Below are 23,104 nucleotides of genomic sequence, written 5' to 3'. Positions count from 1 at the left end.
ATTGCATCCGGTCAGCTTTTCTTGGCAGCCATCTCCGCTTCAATCTTGCGGGTAATATACCATTGCTGACTGATGGACAGGATGTTGTTGACCAACCAGTACAGTACCAGACCTGCCGGGAACCACAGGAAGAATACCGTGAAGATAAGTGGCATCATCTTCATGATTTTGGCTTGCATGGGGTCCGGTGGTGTCGGGTTCAGGCTCATCTGCAACATCATACTGGCACCCATCAGGATCGGCAGAATGAAATACGGATCCATCACTGACAGGTCGTGAATCCAGAGCATAAAGGGCGCATGACGCAACTGCACACTTTCGAACAGAACCCAGTACAGGGAAATGAACACTGGCATCTGTACCAGTATCGGCAGGCAGCCACCCAGGGGGTTTATCTTTTCCCGTTTGTACAACGCCATCATTTCCTGGGACATGCGCTGACGATCATCGCCATAGAGTTCTTTCAGCCTCGTGAGCTGCGGGGCAACCGCGCGCATTCTAGCCATGGAGCGGTAGCTGGTGGCCGAGAGCTTGAAGAACACAGCCTTGACCAGAACCGTCAACAGAATGATGGCAACACCCCAGTTGCCTACCAGGCCATGGAACCAGTCCAGGATGAGAAACAGCGGTAGCGCGATAAAGAACAGGAATCCGAAATCAACGGTGCGGTCGAGATTGGGAGCTACGTTTTCCAAACGCTCAATGATCTTGGGGCCGACGTAGGCACGGGCAGAGACTTCAGCCGTTTGTCCTGGTTCCACTTTGGTAGCCGGGTAGACAAACCCCATGACATGAAGCGGCCCCCGCTGTGTGGACTGGAACTGTGCGGGTTGATCCCGTTCAGGTACCCAGGCGGCCAGAAAGTAATGCTGGAGGAATGCCAGCCAGCCATTAGTGACTGACTGGTTAACAGGTTCTTCAGTCAGGTCATCAAAATCGTATTTCTCGTAAGGGTCTTCCGGGGTGCTGACAACCATGCCCAGAAACGCCCTGATGCCCAGGCTGTTCTGCGCTGTTGGATCCGGAGCCTGATCCCTGACGATCTTACCTGTCATGTTGGCCTGCCAGACATCTTCGGATTGGTTATCGATCAGATAACGTACATCGATCTCGTAGCTGCCGCGACTGAATTGGTACTGTTTGGTGACTTCCACATTGTTATTGGTGGAATAGGTCAGGTTGACGGTCAGCGACTCTTCGCCTTCCTGCAGCTCGTATTGGTTTGCTGAGACGTCGTATACCGGAGCGCTGCCGTTACGCTTGCTATCGATACCATCGCGGCCAATCAGACCACTTTCCATGATGTAAGTGCGTTTGTTGGTATTCGTCAGGATCTTCAAAGACTCTTTGCTGTCCAGGGAACGGTCATACTGGAGCAGGGAACTTTCTATCAGGTTGCCGCCTACCCGATCTATTTTCAGCTCGTAAACATCAGTACGGATAGTAATGAGTTGGTTACTGACATCGACGGAACCATTTTCGGAGGCACCAATTGCCTGACTGTCACCTTCTGGTGTGGTGAACTCTTCAGCCGAAGCTTCAGTCCCGCTAGCTGATTCATCCGGAAGAGTCATGTTATCGCTGTCACCCGATGACGCAGCGGAACTGGTCTGTTCGGCAACCTGTTGTGTCTGCGGCTGGTGATAGTCTTCGTTCCAGGCAAGAACCATCATGTAACTGACAATGGCCAGGCCGGCAAATAATGCAATGCGTTGAATATCCATAAACTTACTGTTTGGTCTGGTTAGTGTTATGGGTTTGGCTGGCCGGCCCGCAACAAGTGGTGGAGGAGTTTACCTCGCTGCAGACTTCAGTGCCCGGAACGGGATCATACCCGCCTTTTGCCCACGGATGACACCTCAGAAGACGTTTCATCGCAAGAAAAAGGCCTTTTATTGCGCCATGGGCGGTGATGGCTTCGATCGCATACTGGGAACAAGTTGGGTAGTGACGGCAGTGGCTGGCCATCAGGGGGCTGATTGCGTACTGGTAGACTCGGATGGGCAGGAGCAACAATTTGCGCATTAACCCGTTCCTTTGCCGGTACCGGATTGTTCCGATGTTGAGGGTATCTGGAGCTGGCGGTTTTTCTTTCTGAGACGTGACCAGAGCTCCATCACGGTAACATTAAGCGTCGCATTATCAAGGTCAGCCAACCCACGCCGCCCGAGAACGACAATGTCCAGAGCAGGGAAGTCTGGTTGGTGCCTGAAGGTTTCTCGAATCCTGCGTTTGACACGATTGCGCTGTACCGCGAGCTTCAGATTCTTCTTCGAAAATACTAAACCGATCCTGGCGTGTCCCAGTGTATTGGGTGTCGCCAGGATCAGAAAATTCCGGTGCGGAACCCTGATTTGAACGTCATCGAAGACTTTGCCGTAATCACTTGGCTTCAGGAGCCGCGACGATTTTGGAAAGGTCAAAGCCTTCATCCGGCGATCAATATCTTACGCAGACAGACGGGCACGGCCCTTGGCACGACGACGGGAGATAACCTTGCGGCCGTTAGCAGTTGCCATGCGGGCACGGAAACCGTGAACGCGCTTACGCTTCAGTACGCTGGGTTGAAACGTTCTTTTCATGGTGTCGATCTCACATTACGGGTATTGGAAATTCAATGATTGACTGGAAAATGATCAGCCAAAACAGGAGCGGCATTCTATGCAATGTGGCAGCGGAATTCAATGCTTATCAGCTTTATGATGCACTTATCCGGATTCAGGTTCCGCCAGGTTGTCGTGTAATAAATTCAGTAGGTCTTTTTTAATCTCTTTAAGGATTATTATTACTGTTATTAGGCAGGCCATTTTCTGTGGATAACGGCAGAAATAGCTTTGTAAATAGCTAATTGAGGCATTTACAAGGCGGTTGACAAGTGCCATTGAGGTCTGTGGATAAGCAAAGCAGGAAATGTGGGTAAGATGATGGGTCGGGATTCAGGCGATTTATCCACTGTTGGTTTGTGGTTTTTGCACAGGGTTCGGGGCCAGTTGCAAACATCAGGCTGTGGGTAACTTCAAAGCTTTAATTTTCTGTACACAAGGCTGTAGGTAAGTCTGTAAAAAACTGAAAAATAACGATTTAAATTTCCACAGGCTGTTTATTAAATGCGTTTGACCCTTTCACTTGTGGGGTGCGCAGGTTAGAATCCTTGGTCATCTCTTTCGTCGGGTCATGGAGATCCGTTACGAGTAATTTCTGAGGCATCGGAGGCAAGACTGTCGTGCCGAACAATATCTGGCATCAGTGTCTGGAAGTACTCCGGGACGAGTTTCCCGCTCAGCAATTCAACACCTGGCTCAGGCCCTTGCAGTCTGATCACCGCGAGGGTCAGTTGATGCTGTTTGCGCCAAACCGGTTCGTGATGGACTGGGTTAACGAAAAATACCTCAGACGAATCGAAGAAGTATTGAAAGACCTTCACGGGGGCCAGGCTCCGCTGGTGAACATGAAGGTGGGCTCGGCGCCCAGAGCGGCGGAACTGGTAGTTCGCTCCGAGGCTGCAGTGAACGGGGTGGCGTCTGAACAGGAAGGCTCCAGTACGGTAACAGAGGAAGAAAAGGGAATTGCTGCGACGGCAAACCCCCGATCGGCGAAAGCAAGAGGTGGGGACAGTCGCCGTTCCGTGCAGGTGGAAGGGGATATAAAGCACCAGAGCTTTCTCAATGAGGGCTTTACGTTCGATACCTTTGTGGAGGGCAAATCAAACCAGCTGGCCAGGGCTGCGTCCATGCAGGTTGCGGAAAATCCCGGTGGTGCCTATAACCCTCTGTTTCTTTATGGTGGGGTTGGTCTTGGTAAAACCCACCTTATGCACGCTATTGGTAATGACATCGTGCGTCGTAATCCCAGGGCAAAGGTCGCTTACCTGCGCTCGGAGCGTTTTGTGGCAGATATGGTCAAGGCGCTTCAGCTTAACGCGATTAATGAATTCAAGCGATATTACCGTTCTGTGGATGCCCTGCTGATTGATGATATCCAGTTTTTTGCCCGCAAAGAACGATCCCAGGAAGAATTTTTCCATACTTTCAACGCGTTACTTGAGGGTGGGCAGCAAGTCATTGTTACCTGTGATCGCTTCCCGAAAGAAATTGTGGATATGGAGGAGCGGCTGAAGTCACGATTCGGCTGGGGCCTCACGGTGATGGTCGAGCCCCCGGAACTGGAAACCCGGGTAGCGATCCTGATGAAAAAGGCCGAGCAGGTAAACGTAAAACTCAGTAGCGAAGCGGCTTTTTTTATTGCCCAGAAAATACGTTCGAATGTTCGAGAGCTTGAAGGGGCGCTTCGTTTGGTGATAGCGAATGCTCACTTCACTGGTTCGGAAATCACTCCGCCGTTTATTCGCGAAAGCCTCAAGGACTTGCTGGCGCTGCATGAAAAGCAGGTCAGTATCGACAACATTCAGCGCACGGTGGCGGAATACTACAAGATCAAGGTATCCGATCTGTTGTCGAAACGACGCACCCGTACGATCACCCGGCCACGGCAGGTCGCTATGTCACTTTCAAAAGAATTGACCAATCACAGCCTGCCGGAGATTGGTGATGCGTTTGGTGGCCGTGATCACACAACGGTACTCCATGCCTGTAAAAAGATTGTGGAACTCCAGGAGACAGATCCGGGTATCCGCGAAGATTATCAGAACTTTATGCGGTTGCTTACTACCTGATCGGTACTGAGAACAACCAATAAACATTCACCTTCCAATAAAAGAATGCTGAGTGCCATGAAACTGACGATCAGCCGAGAATCCCTGCTCATCCCGCTGCAATCCATTGCCGGGGTAGTGGAACGAAAACAGACGATGCCGGTGCTTTCCAATGTTTTATTGGTGGCGGAAGAGAATTCCCTGACTCTTACCGGCACCAACATGGAAGTAGAACTTGTGGGCCGGGTTTCGCCGGTGCATGTGGACCAGCCTGGGCGCATTACGGTTCCGGCGCGGAAGCTGTCCGACATCTGCCGTGCGCTGGGTGAGGAATCCCCCATTGAGCTGGGACTGGAAGGCGATCGGCTTCATTTGCGGTGTGGCGCCAGCCATTTCACCCTGTCGACGTTACCTGCGGAGCATTTCCCCAATGTAGAGGACGAGGCGGAAAGCTTCCGGCTTGAGCTACCACAGAAAGAACTCAGCCGGATGTTCGATGCAACGGCCTTTGCCATGGCGCAACAGGATGTCCGTTACTATCTCAATGGCCTGTTACTGGAAGTGGATAAGGATCACGTTCGTACAGTCGCGACGGATGGTCACCGCCTTGCCATGGCGCATTTCGATCTGCCAACAGGCTGTCCTGAACCACGTCAGGTGATTGTGCCCCGTAAGGGTGTACTTGAGCTGTCGCGGCTGCTGGATGATGTTGATACGCCGGTGACCCTGGTGATAGGCGATAACCATCTGCGCGCCACCGTGGGAGCCTATACGTTTACGTCCAAGCTGATCGAAGGCAAGTTTCCCGACTACAACCGGGTTATTCCCCGCGGTGGAGACAAGGTGGTATTGGCGGACCGCGCTACGCTCAAAAACACCCTTCAGCGTGCCGGTATCCTCTCTCATGAAAACATTCGGGGTGTGCGGTTGAATCTTGCTCCCAATGAGTTGCAGGTGTTTGCCAACAACCCGGACCAGGAACAGGCGGAAGACGCATTGCCTGTGGAGTATCAGGGTGAATCACTACAGATCGGTTTTAATGTAGGCTACCTGGTCGATGTGATGAACGCGCTGGAGGAAGACCAGGTAAAAATTACTCTGGCCAACCCCAATAGTAGCGCATTGATAGAAGCTCAGAATGACAACCGTTGCCTGTATGTTGTCATGCCCATGCGGCTGTAACAGGCAATGTTTTCGGGATAAGGATGAGAATCATGGGAAAGGTGACGAACGGCGTTAAGGGAGCATTCCGGATTGGCCAGACAATGTCTGTACTCGGGCGCGCTGGCGTGAGCTGGGTTCGTGGCGATCGTCCGCCTGCACCGCGACTGCTCAGGCAAACGTTTGAGTCGCTTGGAGCGACCTACATCAAGTTGGGTCAGTTTATTGCCAGCTCGCCCACGTTCTTTCCAAAAGAATACGTGGAGGAGTTCCAATACTGCCTGGACCGTACCCCAAACTTGCCCTTCAGCGTGATCAGAAAGATCATCAGGGATGAGCTGGGGCGACCCATCGAAGAGGTGTATTCCGATATTGATCCGGTGGCACTGGCATCTGCATCCATAGCGCAGGTTCACGCTGCGAAGCTGGTTACCGGGGAAGATGTGGTGATCAAGGTGCAGAAGCCGGGGGTGGAAAACATCCTGCTTACGGATCTGAACTTTCTGTACGTATCTGCCAGGATACTTGAAACGCTGGCTCCAAAGCTTTCCTGGACGTCGTTGTCCGGCATCGTTGAGGAAATTCAACGCACCATGATGGAGGAGTGTGACTTCATCAAGGAAGCAAATAACCTGAAGGTTTTCCGGGAGTTTCTGCTGAATACACATAACGATGACGCGACTGTTCCGGCTGTGTATGAAAGCTGCAGTACCCGCCGGATTCTTACTATGGAGCGGTTTCACGGGGTTCCGCTGACAGACCTGGAAAGCATTCGGGGTTACGCGCGGGATCCTGAACGGACGCTGATTACAGCCATGAACACCTGGTTTTCGAGCCTCACCCAGTGTGAATTTTTCCACGCGGATGTTCATGCGGGTAATCTGATGGTGCTCAAGGACGGGCGCGTTGGCTTTATCGATTTCGGTATTGTGGGCCGGATTCGGCCGGACACATGGCAGGCGGTCAGCGACTTTATTTCCTCGGTCATGGTTGGAAACTTTGATGGTATGGCGGATGCGATGATCCGTATTGGTATTACCCATCAAAAGGTTCAGGCCAGCGAACTGGCAAACGACCTTCGTCGTTTGTACCAGCAGATGGATAAGATGGTTCCAGACGAGAGCCCCTATCAGCCGGATCAGGCTGAAGACGACGTAAACAATATTCTGATGGATATGGTTCGTATTGGCGAAGGCCACGGACTTCATTTTCCACGGGAGTTTGCGTTGTTGCTGAAGCAGTTCCTCTACTTCGACCGTTACGTTCACATACTGGCGCCAGAGATGGATGTGTTTATGGACGAGCGGCTGACCATGCTGCATTGATCGCCTTCATCCCTAAGGTTTTGTACACTGGGGCAGCGTTGCCGATAGGCACGCTGCCCTTTTTTGTTCCGTCTTCAGGCTGATTACTTATTGTGACTTATGGCGCTCGTTAAACTGCAAACGGAATACTTCCGTAATCTCGCATCAGCGCCGATCAGCTTCTCTCCCTCGATTAATCTTATATTCGGCGAAAATGGCAGTGGCAAAAGCAGTGTGCTGGAGGCCATTGGTTACCTGGGGCTTGGACGATCATTCCGCGTTAGTCGACATCAGGCAGTCGTCAGCCATGGTCAGCAGAAGCTGACAGTATTTGGTGGCCTTGATACAGGAATGTCCGAAAAGCGAGTGGCATCACCTGAGGGTGAGCTTAGCCATCGTGTTGGGATTTCGCGGGACGTTTTGGCGAAAGAGACGACACTACGTGTTGATGGAGAGGCAGTGCGGAATTTGTCGTCGTTGGCGTTGCATCTACCGGTGTCGGTTATCGACCCGGGGGTGTTTGATATAGTAGCCGGCGGCCCCGGTAAGCGGCGGCAATTTCTGGACTGGGCAGTGTTCCACGTGGAACCATCATTTGCTTCAATCTGGCAACAGTGCCAAAGAGTCACATCGCAGCGGAATCAAATCCTCAGAACTGGTAGAATAGACGATGCCCTGATGAAAGTCTGGGACTCCCAGTATACGGAGTTGTCAGAGCGTCTGACTGAAGCACGTAAAGAAACCTTCGATCTGTTTACCAGGGCCTTTAATAGCTTGCTTGGAGAGATTGAAGCGCCTTGGGTATACGGGCTCAAGCTTGATTTCTATGCTGGCTGGGACTCATCTCGATCCCTGGTTGATGTGTTGAAATCCCATCGGGAACAGGAACGCAAAATGGGACATACGTTGTATGGACCCAACCGCGCCGACATACGGTTGCGTTTTCAGGGCCGACCGGTGTCAGAAACCTTTTCCAGGGGGCAACAAAAAACGCTGGTTATTCTAATGAAGATTGCTCAGGGCATGGTACTGAGCAATCTGGGGAAACAGGTTACCTTTCTGCTGGATGATATCAATGCAGAACTGGATGTGGGGCATCGGGCGATGCTTGCTCAGAAGCTCTACGAATTACGATGCCAGGTTTTTCTGACATCGATAGAGCCACCTCAACCCGAAGAGCTTTGGCAGAACACCATGCCGGAATACAGATTGTTCCACGTGGAACATGGAAAATTGACGGAAGAATAGAACAAGGCCCGGATGACCCATCTTCATTCCTCTGTGTAGAGGCAATGGGTTCAGGCCGGGAAATCACCTTCAGGAGTGCCCTAATGAGCGAATCGAACTACAATTCCTCCAGTATCAAGGTATTGAAAGGACTGGACGCGGTGCGGAAACGGCCCGGTATGTATATTGGCGATACCGATGACGGTACCGGCCTGCACCACATGGTTTTCGAGTTGGTGGATAACTCCATTGATGAAGCGCTCGCAGGGCACTGCTCTGAAATCGGAGTGATCATTCATCCAGACGAATCAGTTACCGTCAAAGATAATGGCCGGGGTATTCCTGTTGATCTTCACGAGGGGGAAGGTGTATCCGCCGCTGAAGTCATCATGACCGTTCTCCATGCCGGGGGTAAGTTCGACGACAACAGCTATAAGGTTTCTGGTGGTCTGCACGGTGTTGGCGTCTCTGTTGTAAACGCCCTGTCCTCTTCGCTTACGCTGACCATCCGTCGTGACGGCAAGGTATATGAGCAGGTCTACAATGGCGGCGTGCCGAAGGCGCCCCTTGGTGTCGTGGGTGATACCGATGCCAGTGGTACCAAGGTTCACTTCATTCCTTCTCCTGACACCTTCACCAGTATCGAATTCCATTGGGATATCCTGGCAAAACGACTGCGGGAACTGGCTTTTCTGAATAGCGGCGTGCGTATCCGCCTGCAGGACGAACGTTCCGGAAAAGAAGAAGTTTTTGAATATGAAGGTGGTTTACGGGCATTTGTTGAGCACCTGAACGCTAACAAGACGCCAATCAACCGGGTATTCCACTTCATCAAGCAGCGCGAAGACGGCATTGCGGTAGAAGTTGCCATGCAGTGGAACGATGCCTTCCAGGAGAACATCTACACGTTCACCAACAATATCCCTCAGCGTGATGGCGGTACTCACCTGGCAGGCTTCCGCGCTGCCCTGACCCGCTCACTGAACAACTATATTGAACATGAGGGGTTGGGCAAGAAGGCAAAGGTCAGTACGTCTGGCGATGACGCCCGGGAAGGCCTGACCGCCATTATCAGTGTGAAAGTTCCGGACCCCAAGTTCTCCTCGCAGACCAAGGACAAACTGGTCTCGTCCGAGGTAAAAACTGCGGTGGAGCAGGAGTTGTACCAGTCATTTGCAGATTTCCTGCAAGAGCAGCCTAATGAAGCGAAGCTGATCGTCAACAAGATGATTGAAGCTGCCCGAGCTCGCGAAGCTGCCCGCAAGGCCAGGGACATGACCCGTCGCAAGGGCGCTCTGGACATCGCCGGTTTGCCAGGAAAACTGGCGGATTGTCAGGAAAAAGACCCGGCGTTGTCCGAACTGTTTATTGTGGAGGGTGATTCTGCGGGCGGCAGCGCCAAACAGGGTCGTGATCGCAAAACCCAGGCTATTCTGCCGCTTAAAGGCAAGATCCTGAACGTGGAGAAAGCACGGTTCGACAAGATGCTGTCTTCCGCCGAGGTAGGCACACTGATCACCGCACTAGGTTGTGGTATCGGCCGCGAAGAATTCAATCCTGAGAAGCTTCGCTACCATTCCCTGATCATCATGACCGATGCCGATGTGGATGGCTCCCACATTCGCACTCTGCTGCTCACCTTCCTGTTCCGGCAAATGCGGGAAATTATCGAGCGTGGTCATGTGTTCATTGCGATGCCTCCGCTTTACAAGGTAAAGCGGGGTAAGCAGGAGCAGTACCTGAAGGATGAGAAAGCCAAGGAAGCCTATCTGACCCAGACGGCGCTGGAAGGTGCCCAGCTTTATGTCAATCCGGACGCGCCGGCCATCAAGGATTCTGCGCTGGAAACAATGGTCAAGGACTACCAGGCGGTGATGGCGATGATTGATCGTCTGTCCCGGGCCTATCCTGCGAAAGTACTTCAACAGATGCTGGATAACATAACCCTGAAGCCGGAAGATCTGAAGGAAGAAGAATCGGTAGCCCGTTGGGTTGCGCGCCTGGGTGATGGCCTGCAACTGGATACCCGCACAGGCACCAAATACACCTTCTCCGTGGAAAAGGATACCGAGCGCAATCTCTACCTGCCGAAGGTAGTGATTTATGTACATGGTATTCCCCATAACCACGTTTTCAGCCACGACTTCTTCGAGTCGTCCTCTTATGGCGCTATCGCGCGGATGGGCGAAACTCTGGACGGCCTGGTGGAAGAGGGAGCCTATATTCAGCGTGGTGAGCGCAAGCAGACGGTGTTGTCCTTCGCAGGCGCTTTGGAGTGGTTGATGAAGGAGGCCCAGCGCGGGCTGAACATCCAGCGCTACAAGGGCCTGGGTGAGATGAACCCGGAACAGCTTTGGGAAACCACCATGGACCCCGAAACGCGTCGAATGATGAAAGTGACCATTGAGGACGCCATCGCAGCGGACCAGATCTTCACGACACTGATGGGTGATGATGTGGAGCCGCGCCGGTTGTTTATCCAGAACAATGCTCTGGAAGTGACCAATCTGGATATCTGACACTATGGTGTGACGGTATCAGGACAGCTCCTAGAGAGTGCCAGGGGCACAAAAAAGGCGACCATTTGGTCGCCTTTTTTATTTAAAATCAATAACCTGATGACAAAATTCTGTTTGTTATGGGTCTTGCCGACTGGACCCCGAATCCGATGATTCACTATTCTCATGCTTTGCCGCCAGGTGGGGCGCCATGACCTCCTCCAGAGTGTAACCAGTGAGCCGGCGAATGGAGCGCCACAGATAATAGAAAATGGCGATCATCATGATCATCGATGGAATGGCAATCATCGGGTAACTGACCAGTGTCATTCGTCCCAGCTCTTCGTTGAAGGCTTGCGTGCCGGAAGCACTGGTGACAATCCATTTGGCCAGAACGAAGTTCATAATCGATGAGAACAGGAAGGTCAGACTGAAGAAGTAGCTTGCCTTCAGCAGCCGGGATTCGAACTCTGCCTCGCTCCCCCTTTCCTTCAGAACCGCCTGGATTTTTTCCACATCCAGTACCGTCGGGTTGTACAGCAGGGTTTTAACCAGCGGGTACCTGGTACGGGTCGAGATCAGTACCGCGATACCAATCACTGCGGGAACGGCGGCTTCTTTGATTGCCAACCAGCCGGCATCCAGCTCCATCAGGCCGATACCACCGGTAAGGCCGACACTGATGACGCCCAGCACGGCGATAAAATTGTATTTACGGTACCGTACCAGCTCGAACAGGCCCCAGCCCAGAGGGAAAGCGAGACCGATTACCAGGGCCATCACACTGCCCAGGTACTCATCACCGCTCAGTTTCATAAGAATAACTGAGGGAATGATGATGCTGACAAGAAGGTCTACCCAGGGCCTGGGTTTATGGGACGGTCTTGGTCGGATTTCCTGGGGGGTCATAAATCAGCCTGATGGTTCGGGAAAGTGATGCTGTCAGAAACCCAGCATACCGAAAAAATCTCCACGCAGTATACGATGAAACCACCGTTTATCGTAGGCAGAACGCAATGGTCGGGGAGTGAAATCCGGTATATGGTAGTTCGTGTGTCGGTGTCATGTAATTGCAACACTCGCATAAGTGGAATCGGTTAAGCTACAAGCCATTTTTCCGCCAGGCTTCAGGAGGGAGCATGAAGATTATTGCGTTCTACAGTCTCAAAGGCGGTGTGGGTAAAACCGCAGCGGCTGTGAACATCGCCTATCTGGCCAGTCAGGCCGGTATCTCCACACTGTTATGGGACCTGGACCCCCAGGGGGCAGCAAGCTGGTATCTGGCCGGTACCGACGAGATCAAAGGCCGGAAACTGGCCGCGCTGATGGACGGCAAAACTCCGATAGGCAAGTTTATTCGCGACAGTGCCTACCCCAACCTGGACTTCGTTCCTGCCCACAATAGCTTTCGCAACCTTGATGTGCGACTGGATAAGGACGACAGCAACAATACGCTCAAGAACTGGCTGGCGCCGCTTTCAGAGGAAACCAGCCTGGTGGTGCTGGACTGTCCACCGTCAATGTCGCGCTTATCGGAGCAGGTGCTGAAAACGGCAGACGGCGTATTTGTGCCGGTGGTACCCACCTGGCTTGCACTTAACAGCTGGCACCAGCTTCAGGACTTCGCCAGGGACAAGAAGCTCAAACCCGGCCGCCTGCATCCGTTCTTCTCGATGGTGGACCGGCGCAAAAACCTCCATCGGGAGATGGTAATCAACCGGAAAGAGCATCTTGAAGGGGGGCTGAATGCCATCATCCCCAATGCCAGTGTTGTGGAGAAAATGGGCGAAAGTGGCCAGCCTGTCGAGTTGATGGATCGGTCGTCCGCCGCTGCGGATGCCTATCGCCGGTTATGGAAGGAAATCCGCAAGCTGCTCTAGCGAGTGGCAAGGAGTTTTTCTAACCCAAAAAAAACGCTGGTCAGCAAGGAACTGACCAGCGCTTAGGAAGGCAGTAGCAGGACGATCAAACGCCCTGCGTGTAGGTCATTCAGCCAACCTCTTTCAGGGCCTGTTCCACAATACCCAGACCTTCCTCGAGAACGTCGTCCTCAATGGTGACCGGCATCAGGAAGCGGATAGTATTGCCATACATGCCACAACTGAGCAGGATCAAGCCGTTTTCCTTGGCTTTTTTGGTCACGGCCGCGGCAAAGTCTGCCCTTGGCTCCTTGCTGGTCTTGTCTGTGACCAGCTCAATAGCGGCCATGGGCCCCAGGTTACGCACGTTATCCACATGGGGGAACTGCTCCTGCCACTGGTCAAAACGCTTGCGCAGCTTGTCACCCAGGCGCTGGCTCTTGCCCAGAATGTCCTCTTCCTTGAACACATCAAATACTGCCAGTGCTGCTGCACAGGCGGTGGGGCTACCGGTATAGGTGCCACCCAGGGAATTCGGGCCGGAAGAGTCCATCACCTTGTCGGTGCCAACAATGGCGGAAATGGGCATACCATCAGCCATGCTTTTGGCCATGGTCATGATATCCGGCTCAACGCCACTGTGTTCAATGGCAAACATCTTGCCTGTCCGCCCGAAGCCGCTCTGGACTTCGTCCGCAATCATCAGGATGCCATTTTCATCGCAGATCTTGCGAATCTCTTTCAGGAAGCTGGCTGGTGCCGCGTAAAAACCGCCCTCACCCAGTACCGGCTCGATCACAATAGCGGCGGTATCCTGAGCCGGAGAGTCTGCTTTCATGGCCATCTTCAGACCACGAAGCGCTTCATCTTCACTGACACCGTGATAAGGTACGGGATAGGGTGCGCGGAATACGGTGCCCGGCATGGGCCCGAAATCGGTCTGGTAGGGTGCAGCCTTACCGTTCATGGCCATGGTGTAGAATGTACGGCCGTGATAACCGCCGTCAAAGCAGATAACGTTGGTTTTGCCGGTTGCCGCCCGGGCAATCTTCATGGCATTTTCCAGTGCCTCTGCGCCGGAGTTGGCAAGCATGACCTTGGCGTTGCCCTTGACGGGAACGACCTCACTAAGCTTCTGTGCCAGCTTCACATAGCCCTCATAGGGCATGACGGTCTGGCAGGTGTGCATCAGCTTATCCAGCTGCGCTTTCACTGCCTCGACCACTTTAGGGTGACGATGGCCGATATTCAATACACCAATGCCGCCGGCGAAGTCGATCATACGCTTGCCATCCGCATCCCAGAGTTCGGCATTGGTCGCATGGTCGGCAAACTGCTCGTTGGGGCTGGCAGCACCGGCCGCGACATAACGTTCTTTGAGTGCCTGCAATTCTTTGTTCGTCACTTTGCCTCTCCTCGAATTCGGTTTAGACCTGTCAGCATACACGAAATGACCGTGAGGTTTGAGAACCCGGCATTGATGTTTCTACGTATCACGCCCCGGATTGTCTTCGCGGAACTGTAGTTCTGCCAGTCGACGGTACAACGCATTGCGTTCGACAAGCTCGTCGTGTTTACCGATATCCTGAACAATCCCCGCCTCCAGCACAATAATACGATCGGCGTGCCTCACGGTGGCCAGACGGTGCGCAATCACCAGTGTTGTGCGGTTTGACATCAAGCCCGGCATTGCCTGTTGAATCAGGTGTTCACTCTCCGCATCCAGAGCACTGGTTGCCTCATCCAGTAACAGTATAGGTGCATCCGCGAGCAATGCCCTTGCAATCGCCAGCCGTTGTTTCTGGCCGCCGGATAGCCCCAGGCCGGTATCTCCCAGGGGTGTTTCATAACCTTGGGGCAGTTTACGAATGAATTCATCAGCATGGGCAATGCGTGCGGCCTGAACCATGGCCTCATCACTGGCATCCGGGCGAGCGTAGCGAATATTATCGGCGATGGTGCCGTGAAACAGTGCCGGATTCTGGGGCACCAGCGCAAAGCATCGTCGCAGCTCATCGAGCGCTACCTGGCGGCTGTCGGTATCATCGATAAGAATCTGCCCCGTATCCGGGTCATAAAACCGCAGCAGCAGGTCGAACAGCGTGGACTTGCCTGCTCCGGAAGGACCGACCAGAGCCACTGTTTCGCCGGCATGAATTCTCAGTGAAAGGTCCTTCAAAACCTGGATATCGGGACGGGAGGGGTAGGAAAAGCTCAGGTTGTTGATCTCGATATCCCCGGCAATCGTTTCCGGCATTACTTCAGCAGCGTTTGTCTCCATGTGAATGTCACTTGGCGTCTGCAACAACTCGAAGATCCGCGCCGCCGCCCCGGCGGCTCGTTGCAACTCACCAATCACCTCGCTGATGGCGCCTGCCGCCAGTCCCACCAGCAGGCTGTAGAACACGAACGCCGCCAGTTCCCCCGGGCTGGTACGCCCGGAAATAACATCCAGCCCGCCAATCCATATCACCACACCGATGGCACCCATCACCAAGGTAATCGCGATGGTGGTCAACCAGGCCCGTTGCCGAATCCTCACCCGCGCAATATCGAAGGCATTCTCAGCAACACGGGCGAAGAACCGGCGGTCATGGGGCTGGTGATTGAATGCCTGCACGGTCTTGATCTGGGTAAGGTTTTCCCCCACATAACTGCCCACTTCTGCTACCCGGTCCTGGCTGAGCCTCGAGAGGTTTCTCACCCGGCGCCCATAAACCAGAATAGGAACAATCACCAACGGAAAGCCGAGAATAATAATGCTGGCGAGTTTGGCATTGGTGACGAACAGCAGTATCAGCCCGCCGATCAGCATCAGCGTATTGCGCAGGGCAATGGATACGGTGGAACCAATCACGGACTGCAGCACAGTGGTGTCCGCTGTAAACCGAGACTGAATCTCCAGGCTCCGGTTTTTCTCGTAAAAGCCGGGGTGAAGGTCAATCAGGTGGTTGAACACCTGCTTGCGAATATCTGCGACTACCCGTTCCCCGATCCAGGACACCAGATAAAAACGGGCAAAGGAGCCAATGGCGAGCCCGATCACCAATACGAAAAACAGCCCCACGGCTTTGGATAACATGGCCGGCGATTGGGTTGCCAGCCCCTGGTCGACCAGAATCCGTAACCCCTGACCAAGTCCAAGTGTGATGCCAGCCGTAAATACCAGAGCGACAAGGGCACCGGCAACGGCTCTTTTGTAAGGGCTGATGAAATCGACGGCCAGTTTCAGTGCCTTGCGGTGACGGGTGTTAATGATATGCCTCCTGCATGCGGGGTACTGTAGACTTTGACATCTTACGATTTTTACTCGTAACAAGACCTATCATACATTGGGGCAGAGCACACCTGGGTGGTAGGGTCTTCCGGGACCGTCAAAAGCCATGGATGGCTTTTGTCGAGCGTACAGGGACGTATTTACAGCGTGTCCCGGAAGACCCTACCACCCACGCGCGCTCCCCAACCTTGGAGTTATTCTCGACAGTGAGAGCCTACGCCGATAACGACTACCCTGCGGACCATAAACCGGACTGGAAAGTTATCTCCGGTCTCTGGCCATATCTGGCGGAATTCCGTGGTCGCGTTGCTCTGGCGCTGGGGTTTCTGGTGATTTCCAAGCTGGCGACGGTCGCCACACCGGTCGCCCTGAAGTATATCGTTGACTACCTGGACGAGAACCGTGGCGGCGAGGCGCTGTTATGGATTCCGGTGCTTCTGGTCGTCGCCTATGGCCTGCTTCGTTTTGGCAGCACCCTGTTCAGTGAGTTGCGGGATGCGGTATTTGCCCGGGTAGCCGAACGGGCCATGCGGCGGGTGTCGCTGCGGGTTTTTGAGCATCTGCATAACCGGGAACTGGCGTTCCACCTGGACCGTAAAACCGGTGGCCTGGCCCGGGATATCGAACGGGGCACCAATGGCATCAGTTTTCTCCTGCGTTTTACCCTGTTCAACATCGTGCCCACGCTGCTGGAGATTCTGTTGGTGGCCGGCATCCTGTTCGTGGTGTTCAACGTGGGCTACGTATTGGCCATTCTTGTGGCGGTGATTGTCTACGTGGTGTTTTCAATAAAAGTCACCGAATGGCGTACCAGGTTCGTGCGGGAGGCCAATGCTCGGGATAACCAGTCCAATTCACGGGCGGTGGACAGCCTGCTGAACTACGAGACGGTCAAGTATTTCAATAATGAGCGTTTCGAGGCGAAGCTCTATGACAAGGACCTGGATGACTGGGAGAAAGCCCGCCTGAAAAACCGTCTGTCACTCGCAGCATTAAACTCCGGACAGGCCTTTATCATTGGCCTGGCGATGATTGCCATTATGGTTATGGCGGTGCGGGAAGTGGCCAGTGGTGAAATCACCCTGGGTGATTTCACCATGATCAACGCCTATCTGTTGCAGCTGTTTATTCCCCTGAACGCCCTGGGCTTTGTCTATCGGGAAATTCGCCAGGCACTGGTCAATGTGGAGCGGCTATTCGGACTACTCGGTGACGAACCAGCCATAGAGGATGCTCCCGATGCCAAAGCTCTGGTTGTGGATAAAGGCGAGGTCCGTTTCGACCATGTCCACTTCGCCTATCGCCAGGATCGCCGGATTCTGAGGGACGTCAGTTTTTCCATACCGGCCGGACACACTGTCGCCGTGGTGGGTGCCAGCGGCGCCGGCAAGTCTACCCTCGCCCGCCTGCTGTTCCGGTTTTACGATGTGGACCAGGGCAGTATTGCCATTGACGGCCAGGATGTTCGCACCGTCACCCAGGACAGCCTGCGCGCAGCGATCGGTGTGGTGCCCCAGGACACAGTGCTATTTAACGATACGCTCTACCGCAATCTCGCCTATGGCAGGCCGGAGGCCACCGAAGAGGAAGTCTATCGGGCAGCTCGCATGGCCCACCTGGACGCCTTTATCCAGAGCCTGCCGGATGGATACGATACCCAGGTCGGCGAGCGCGGCCTGAAGCTCTCTGGCGGCGAGAAACAACGGGTAGCCATTGCCCGGGTGATCCTCAAGAATCCTCCGGTGCTCATTCTGGACGAAGCCACGTCCTCGCTGGACTCCTTGTCTGAACAGGCAATTCTGGGGGCGCTGAAGGAAGTCAGCCGCCAGCGCACGTCGCTGGTTATCGCCCACCGCCTGTCCACGATCCGGGATGCGGATACCATCCTGGTGATGGACGAAGGCCATATTATCGAGAGCGGCAACCACGCCACGTTGCTGTCCCTGGGTGGCCATTACGCCCATCTCTGGGCGCAGCAACATCGAAGCGGAGACGGTCAAGACAGGGAAGACTGACCCGTTGATTCAATCCTGATGCTTCGTGACGACGTATCTGACCTGTGTAGACCTATAGAAAACGCCTGGCCACCTCAGACCGAACGGGAGCATTAATATGTGGATACTGATCACCGGAGCTGGCTCTGGCATTGGCAGGGCACTCGCCCTGGAACTATCGAAACAGGGCAATAACCTGATCCTTGCCGGCCGTACCGGTTCAAAACTCGAACATGTCGCCGGGGAAATTCGCAGCGATTCGCCGACATCTCGGGTTGTGACTCTGACCGTGGATTTTGCCGACCCGGCCAGCACCCGTAGTCTGGCTGACAGAGTGTGTGAGACAGTCGACCATCTGTCGGCGTTTATCTACTGTGCGGGTGCTGGTGAGCCGGCCGCGGACTTTGCCAGCCTGGACCTGATCGATTTCCAGGAAGCCCTGGCCGTAAACGTGTCGGCGCCCATGTTGCTGACCCAGTCCCTGCTACCTGTTCTGAACGGTCGGGATCCGGCATCAAGGGTTGTCATGATCGGTGCCGGTATGGACAAACACGCACAACCGGGTACCGGCAGTTACGGTGTCAGCAAGATGGCGTTGAGAAGGCTGGTGCAACAGCTCGCTGTAGAATTCGGGACAATGCGGCATGGGCCGGTGATCAGCCTGTTCCAGCCAGGGCTGGTCGATACCCCCGGCATCAGGGACCATATCGATAAGGCCGCAGAACTGAATCTTCCCCATGCCCAGTGGCTGGGTGAAAGGCTAGCCGAAGGCGAGTGCCTGACTGCCGAGCAGGCGGCCAGCGCCCTGGCGTTTGTTCTCGTTCAGACTGCCGAGAGCGACTTTAACGGCGCCGTGTTCAGCGGCCCGGAGCTGGTGGATTCGCTTTCCTTTGCAGGCAGTTAATGAATCCGCGCTGTGTTGACATTCGTATTGATTAAAATATGATCAATATAGGGGGATGTTGTCATGGGCCACACGCGCACGAGTGTCGGTAGAAAAAGCGTGGTGATCCTGCTGGCTATTCTGGCAGTGGTACTACTCTGGTCATCCCACCCCCTGGCCGGCGACAAGGACGAAGAGATCCAGGACACCATACTTCGCCAGATCGAAGCTTTCGCCAATGATGACGAGGAACAGGCCTGGGCTTACGCATCTGAAGGCATCAAGCGCAGATTCGGATCGTCCGGGGTTTTCTTTGATATGGTCCGTCAGGCTTACCCCGCGGTTCACAGCGCGACCGCCATTGAGTTCCTTGAGCGCGTACCCCACAGCGATTTCGACATCCAGGTAGTGAAACTCCAGGGCCCGGACGGCAAACGGTGGGATGCCTATTATCGAATGGTGCAGATGGACGGCAACTGGAAAATTGCCGGTGTCCGACTGCAAGAGGCTGATATTGGCATCTAGAGCTATTCCTCTGAACTAGACTGTATCGACGAACTGGACTACGCCAGTCGCAGTGGCGCAGCGGTGATTCCCTACGGCGGCGGCTCCAGTCCCGTGCGGCTCACATTGAGGGTGGCGTTTATGGTCCGGCCCTTGAGGACGGGCTGAGGCCCCACGGTTATACTCTGCGGCATTTTCCCCAGTCTTTCGAGTTCTCGACCCTGGGAGGCTGGATTGCCACCCGCTCCGGCGGTTCGGTTCAGGCTGTCAGGGAGCAAAAGCCGGATCAGGGCCAGGCCGGCGACTGGCGCCAGCAGTTTATCCGCGCTCCATATATGCGGGATGCCCTGATTCGGCCAGGCTATGACCGCCAGAGGCCGGATTTGTTTGCGGACGTATTGAGGTCTGCCAAGAAAACACTGGATTCCGGGGGTGTTGATATAAGGGTTATTGAAACAACAGCAGGTTATTAACAGGCGGGAAAGGAATGGTCGGCGTGGCAGGATTCGAACCTGCGACCCCTTCGTCCCGAACGAAGTGCGCTACCAAGCTGCGCCACACGCCGATCAACGGCCGGTATTATACGGATTGGCTGGTTTTTTACCAGCCCCCGTACAAATTTCACTGTCAGCCAGCGGTGGGCAGGACCGAGATGTCGGCTACCCGCAGGAACAGGTTCCTTAGCTGGTTGAGCATGGCCAGGCGGTTGTTGCGCACGGCCTCGTCGTCGGCCATGACCATAACTTCGTCGAAGAAGTTATCCACCGGCTCGCGCAGGCTGGCCAGGGAGCTCAGTGCTGTGGCGTAATCGCCCTTCTCGAATAGTGGCAGTACTTTGTCGGCCTGCTGGCGGATCTTTTCCGCCAGGGCTTTTTCGGCGCTGTCCTGCAGCAGATCGCTGTCGATGCTTTCACCAATGCTGTCACCGCCCTGCTTGGTGAGGATGTTGGACACCCGCTTGTTGGCACCGGCCAGGGCCAGGGCCTCCGGCAGCTGACGGAAGGCTTCCACGGCTTTTACCCGGCGGTCGAAATCCAGCGGGCGCGTGGGACGACGGGCGTGCACGGCCAGGTAGACTTCGGGGCTGATGCCCTGCTCTTCGTAGTGGGCGCGGAAGCGCTCCAGCATGTAATCCACCACCGTGTCGGCGACATTGGGTTCGGTGATACTGCTGTGTTCTTCTTCTGCCCACTCGCAGAGCGTCTGCAGATCCAGCGGCAGCTCCCGCTCGATAATAATGCGCAGTACGCCCAGGGACGCCCGGCGCAGGCCGAAGGGATCGCGGGTGCCGGACGGTGGCTGGTTGATGCCGAACAGCCCCACCAGGGAATCGATGCGGTCGGCAATCGCCACCGCGCAGCCAGTAAGGGTCGCAGGCAGGTCGTCGCCGGCGAAACGTGGCATGTACTGTTCGTTCAGGGCGCTGGCCACGTCTTCGTTTTCACCGTCATTGGCAGCATAGTACCGGCCCATAATGCCTTGCAGGTCGGTAAACTCCAGCACCATTTCGGTGACCAGATCGGTCTTGGCCAGCATGGCGGCGCGCTCGGCCAGCAGCGGATCGGTGCCGATGGCGTCGGCGATTTTCTTTGCCAGCGAGGCAACCCGCACGGACTTGTCGTAGATGCTACCCAGCTTGTCCTGGAAAACGATCGGTTTGAGCTGGTCGATTCGGTCTTCCAGCCTGGTCTTGCGGTCCGTGTCGTAGAAAAAAGCGGCGTCGGACAGGCGCGGGCGGATCACCTTCTCGTTACCGGAGATCACCTGTTGCGGATCCTTGCTTTCCAGATTGGCAACGGTGATGAACAGTGGCAGCATCTTGCCGTCGGCGGAGACCACGTGGAAATACTTCTGGTGTTCCTTCATGGAGGAAATCAGTGCTTCGGCGGGGACGTCCAGGAAGCGGTCCTCGAAGCGCCCCATCAGCGGCACCGGCCATTCGTTCAGGGCGGTAACTTCGTCCAGCAGGTCTTCATCAATCACCGCCTGGCCGCCGGCTTCGTTTCTGGCAATCGCCACGACGCCGTCGCGGATCTGCTCGCGGCGCTCTGCAAAGTCGGCGATGACATAACCTTCCTGACGCAACACCACTTCGTAGTCGCAGGGTTTGGGAACAATCAGCGACTTGGGGCAGTGGAAACGGTGGCCACGGGTCTTGTTGCCCGGTGTCAGCCCCATGATCGGGGTTTCAATCACCTTGCTGCCGAACAGCATGATGGCCCAGTGTACTGGCCTCACGAATTCGGTACGGTGCGCGCCCCAGCGCATACGCTTGGGGATGGGCAGCGCTGCCAGGGACTGGTCCACCAGTTCCGGCATCAGTTCCACGGTGGGCCGGCCTTTTTCGATGGTGCGATAGACAACCCAGGCGCCCTTGTCAGTTTCCAGGGTGTCGAGCTGGTCCGGGGTGACGCCCAGGGAAGTGGCAAAACCGGTCAGCGCGCGGGTGGGGTTACCGGAATCGTCAAAGGCGGCTTTCACCGCCGGGCCGCGTTTTTCCACCGGCTTGTCCGGCTGAGCATCTTCCAGGCCACGTACTCGCACGGCAAGCCGGCGTGGCGCTGCAAAGGCTTCTACCTTGCCGAAGTTGATACCGGCCTCTTCCAGGCCTCTGGTAATACCGCGGGAAAAAGCGTCAGACAGCGGCTTGAGGGCCTTTGGGGGCAGTTCTTCGGTGCCCAGTTCGACCAGAAAATCCTGTGTTGCCATGATTATGCGTTCCCCTGTTCCTGCTGAGCTTTTTTCGCTTTCTTACCCTTCTTGCCTTTTGCATCGGCGGCCTCGACTTGTGCCAGGACTTCCTTGCGCAGCGCGTCGGGCGCCAGCGGGAAGCCGAGCTTGCGGCGGCTGTCGAAGTAGGCCTGGGCAACAGACCGGGCGAGGGTGCGAACCCGCAGGATGAACCGCTGGCGCTCGGTTACCGAAATGGCATGCCGCGCGTCCAGCAGGTTGAAAGTGTGGGAGGCCTTGAGAACCTGCTCGTAGGCAGGCAGGGCCAGGCCGGCTTTGATCAGGCGCGCGCTCTCACGTTCGTGAACATCGAAGCTATGAAACAGAAATTCGGTGTCTGCATGTTCGAAGTTGTAGGTGGACATCTCCACCTCCTGCTGGTGGAACACGTCGCCGTAGGTCACCACGCCGTCCGGGCCTTCGGTCCACACCAGGTCGTAGACACTGTCCACGCCCTGCAGGTACATGGCGATGCGCTCCAGCCCGTAGGTAAGTTCACCGGTCACCGGGTAGCATTCCAGGCCGCCCACCTGCTGGAAGTAGGTAAACTGGGTCACTTCCATGCCGTTAAGCCAGATTTCCCAGCCCAGGCCCCAGGCGCCCAGGGTGGGTGATTCCCAGTTGTCTTCCACAAAGCGGATATCGTGTACCAGCGGGTCCAGACCCAGTGCCTTCAGCGAGTCAAGATACAGTTCCTGGATGTTGTCCGGGGATGGTTTCAGCACCACCTGGAACTGGTAATAGTGCTGCAGCCGGTTGGGGTTTTCCCCGTAACGGCCGTCAGTGGGGCGTCGGCTGGGCTGAACATAGGCAGCGTTCCAGGTTTCCGGGCCAATGGAGCGCAGGAAGGTGGCAGGGTGGAAAGTGCCGGCCCCTACTTCCATGTCCAGTGGCTGAAGTACTACGCAGCCGTGCCGCGCCCAGAAATTCTGCAGGGCGAGGATCAGGCCCTGGAAAGTTTTGATATCCGGCATATTTTCGGAAGTTGCCTTGTCTGTCACGACGTTTGCCTGCTG

The 23,104-nt window shown here is 55.0% G+C and carries 19 protein-coding genes and 1 tRNA gene; 10 read left to right on the top strand and 10 right to left on the bottom strand.

Features of this window, described 5'->3' with window-relative positions; genetic code table 11:
• Nucleotides 1–11 precede the first annotated feature (11 nt).
• Genes yidC through rpmH form a run of 4 tightly spaced genes read right to left on the bottom strand, consistent with a single transcriptional unit; the run spans nt 12 to nt 2,582 of the window.
• Nucleotides 12–1,724 (bottom strand): membrane protein insertase YidC, encoded by a 1,713-nt coding sequence (gene yidC / locus M8010_RS01985; RefSeq protein ID WP_250087422.1) that lies wholly within the window; start codon nt 1,722–1,724, stop codon nt 12–14.
• 4 nt (nt 1,725–1,728) lie between these two features.
• Nucleotides 1,729–2,025, bottom strand: coding sequence for a membrane protein insertion efficiency factor YidD (gene yidD, locus M8010_RS01980; protein WP_250087420.1), 297 nt, complete (start codon nt 2,023–2,025; stop codon nt 1,729–1,731).
• Nucleotides 2,025–2,432, bottom strand: a complete 408-nt coding sequence (gene rnpA / locus M8010_RS01975) for a ribonuclease P protein component (RefSeq protein ID WP_250087418.1) — start codon at nt 2,430–2,432, stop codon at nt 2,025–2,027. The genes yidD and rnpA overlap by 1 nt, the downstream gene beginning before the upstream one ends.
• 15 nt (nt 2,433–2,447) lie before the next feature.
• Nucleotides 2,448–2,582 carry a 50S ribosomal protein L34 gene (gene rpmH, locus M8010_RS01970; RefSeq protein ID WP_008172542.1) on the bottom strand — a complete coding sequence of 45 codons (135 nt, stop codon included), beginning with the start codon at nt 2,580–2,582 and terminating at the stop codon, nt 2,448–2,450.
• Nucleotides 2,583–3,223: 641 nt separating this feature from the next.
• Between rpmH and dnaA the strand changes: the two genes are divergently transcribed.
• From dnaA to gyrB, 5 genes are all read left to right on the top strand, one after another.
• Nucleotides 3,224–4,672: a chromosomal replication initiator protein DnaA gene (gene dnaA, locus M8010_RS01965; protein ID WP_250087417.1), complete on the top strand. Its 1,449-nt coding sequence runs from the start codon at nt 3,224–3,226 to the stop codon at nt 4,670–4,672.
• 57 nt (nt 4,673–4,729) lie between these two features.
• Nucleotides 4,730–5,833: a DNA polymerase III subunit beta gene (dnaN, locus tag M8010_RS01960; RefSeq protein ID WP_250087415.1), complete on the top strand. Its 1,104-nt coding sequence runs from the start codon at nt 4,730–4,732 to the stop codon at nt 5,831–5,833.
• Between the two features lie 32 nt (nt 5,834–5,865).
• Nucleotides 5,866–7,137, top strand: a complete 1,272-nt coding sequence (locus M8010_RS01955) for an ABC1 kinase family protein (RefSeq protein WP_250087412.1) — start codon at nt 5,866–5,868, stop codon at nt 7,135–7,137.
• 99 nt (nt 7,138–7,236) lie between these two features.
• A complete protein-coding gene (recF, locus tag M8010_RS01950; RefSeq protein WP_250087402.1) occupies nt 7,237–8,364 on the top strand; it encodes a DNA replication/repair protein RecF in 1,128 nt (375 codons plus the stop codon).
• An 83-nt stretch (nt 8,365–8,447) separates the two neighbouring features.
• Nucleotides 8,448–10,862 carry a DNA topoisomerase (ATP-hydrolyzing) subunit B gene (gene gyrB, locus M8010_RS01945; protein WP_250087401.1) on the top strand — a complete coding sequence of 805 codons (2,415 nt, stop codon included), beginning with the start codon at nt 8,448–8,450 and terminating at the stop codon, nt 10,860–10,862.
• A 117-nt stretch (nt 10,863–10,979) separates the two neighbouring features.
• Here gyrB and M8010_RS01940 read toward each other — a convergent pair whose 3' ends face one another.
• A complete protein-coding gene (locus tag M8010_RS01940; protein ID WP_250087393.1) occupies nt 10,980–11,750 on the bottom strand; it encodes a VC0807 family protein in 771 nt (256 codons plus the stop codon).
• A gap of 230 nt (nt 11,751–11,980) precedes the next feature.
• Between M8010_RS01940 and M8010_RS01935 the strand changes: the two genes are divergently transcribed.
• A complete protein-coding gene (locus M8010_RS01935) occupies nt 11,981–12,721 on the top strand; it encodes a ParA family protein (RefSeq protein WP_250087391.1) in 741 nt (246 codons plus the stop codon).
• Nucleotides 12,722–12,830: 109 nt separating this feature from the next.
• Here M8010_RS01935 and gabT read toward each other — a convergent pair whose 3' ends face one another.
• Together gabT and M8010_RS01925 are read right to left on the bottom strand one after the other, a co-directional pair.
• A complete protein-coding gene (gabT, locus tag M8010_RS01930) occupies nt 12,831–14,105 on the bottom strand; it encodes a 4-aminobutyrate--2-oxoglutarate transaminase (RefSeq protein ID WP_250087383.1) in 1,275 nt (424 codons plus the stop codon).
• 81 nt (nt 14,106–14,186) lie between these two features.
• A complete protein-coding gene (locus M8010_RS01925) occupies nt 14,187–15,932 on the bottom strand; it encodes an ABC transporter transmembrane domain-containing protein (protein ID WP_250090091.1) in 1,746 nt (581 codons plus the stop codon).
• A gap of 251 nt (nt 15,933–16,183) precedes the next feature.
• Between M8010_RS01925 and M8010_RS01920 the strand changes: the two genes are divergently transcribed.
• The 4 genes from M8010_RS01920 (at nt 16,184) to M8010_RS20080 (ending at nt 19,831) form a co-directional block, all read left to right on the top strand.
• Nucleotides 16,184–17,992 carry an ABCB family ABC transporter ATP-binding protein/permease gene (locus tag M8010_RS01920; protein WP_250087381.1) on the top strand — a complete coding sequence of 603 codons (1,809 nt, stop codon included), beginning with the start codon at nt 16,184–16,186 and terminating at the stop codon, nt 17,990–17,992.
• 97 nt (nt 17,993–18,089) lie between these two features.
• Nucleotides 18,090–18,875: an SDR family NAD(P)-dependent oxidoreductase gene (locus tag M8010_RS01915; RefSeq protein ID WP_250087379.1), complete on the top strand. Its 786-nt coding sequence runs from the start codon at nt 18,090–18,092 to the stop codon at nt 18,873–18,875.
• Nucleotides 18,876–18,938: 63 nt separating this feature from the next.
• A complete protein-coding gene (locus tag M8010_RS01910) occupies nt 18,939–19,379 on the top strand; it encodes a DUF4864 domain-containing protein (protein ID WP_250087373.1) in 441 nt (146 codons plus the stop codon).
• A 20-nt stretch (nt 19,380–19,399) separates the two neighbouring features.
• On the top strand, nt 19,400–19,831 hold the full coding sequence (locus M8010_RS20080; protein WP_502846198.1) for an FAD-binding protein: 432 nt from the start codon (nt 19,400–19,402) through the stop codon (nt 19,829–19,831).
• Nucleotides 19,832–19,846: 15 nt separating this feature from the next.
• Here the strand turns inward: M8010_RS20080 and M8010_RS01905 are convergent.
• From M8010_RS01905 to glyQ, 3 genes are all read right to left on the bottom strand, one after another.
• Nucleotides 19,847–19,923, bottom strand: a tRNA-Pro gene (locus M8010_RS01905).
• A gap of 62 nt (nt 19,924–19,985) precedes the next feature.
• The gene (glyS, locus tag M8010_RS01900) at nt 19,986–22,067 is read right to left on the bottom strand and encodes a glycine--tRNA ligase subunit beta (RefSeq protein WP_250087371.1); all 2,082 of its coding nucleotides are present in this window, start codon (nt 22,065–22,067) and stop codon (nt 19,986–19,988) included.
• A gap of 2 nt (nt 22,068–22,069) precedes the next feature.
• Nucleotides 22,070–23,062: a glycine--tRNA ligase subunit alpha gene (glyQ, locus tag M8010_RS01895; RefSeq protein WP_250090089.1), complete on the bottom strand. Its 993-nt coding sequence runs from the start codon at nt 23,060–23,062 to the stop codon at nt 22,070–22,072.
• Between the last annotated feature and the right edge of the window lie 42 nt (nt 23,063–23,104).

Origin of the sequence: Marinobacter sp. ATCH36 (assembly GCF_023555055.1) — a bacterium.
Lineage (GTDB): Bacteria > Pseudomonadota > Gammaproteobacteria > Pseudomonadales > Oleiphilaceae > Marinobacter.
The sequence above is the reverse complement of the archived record's forward strand: the minus strand, read 5'-3'. Positions and strand labels throughout refer to the sequence as shown.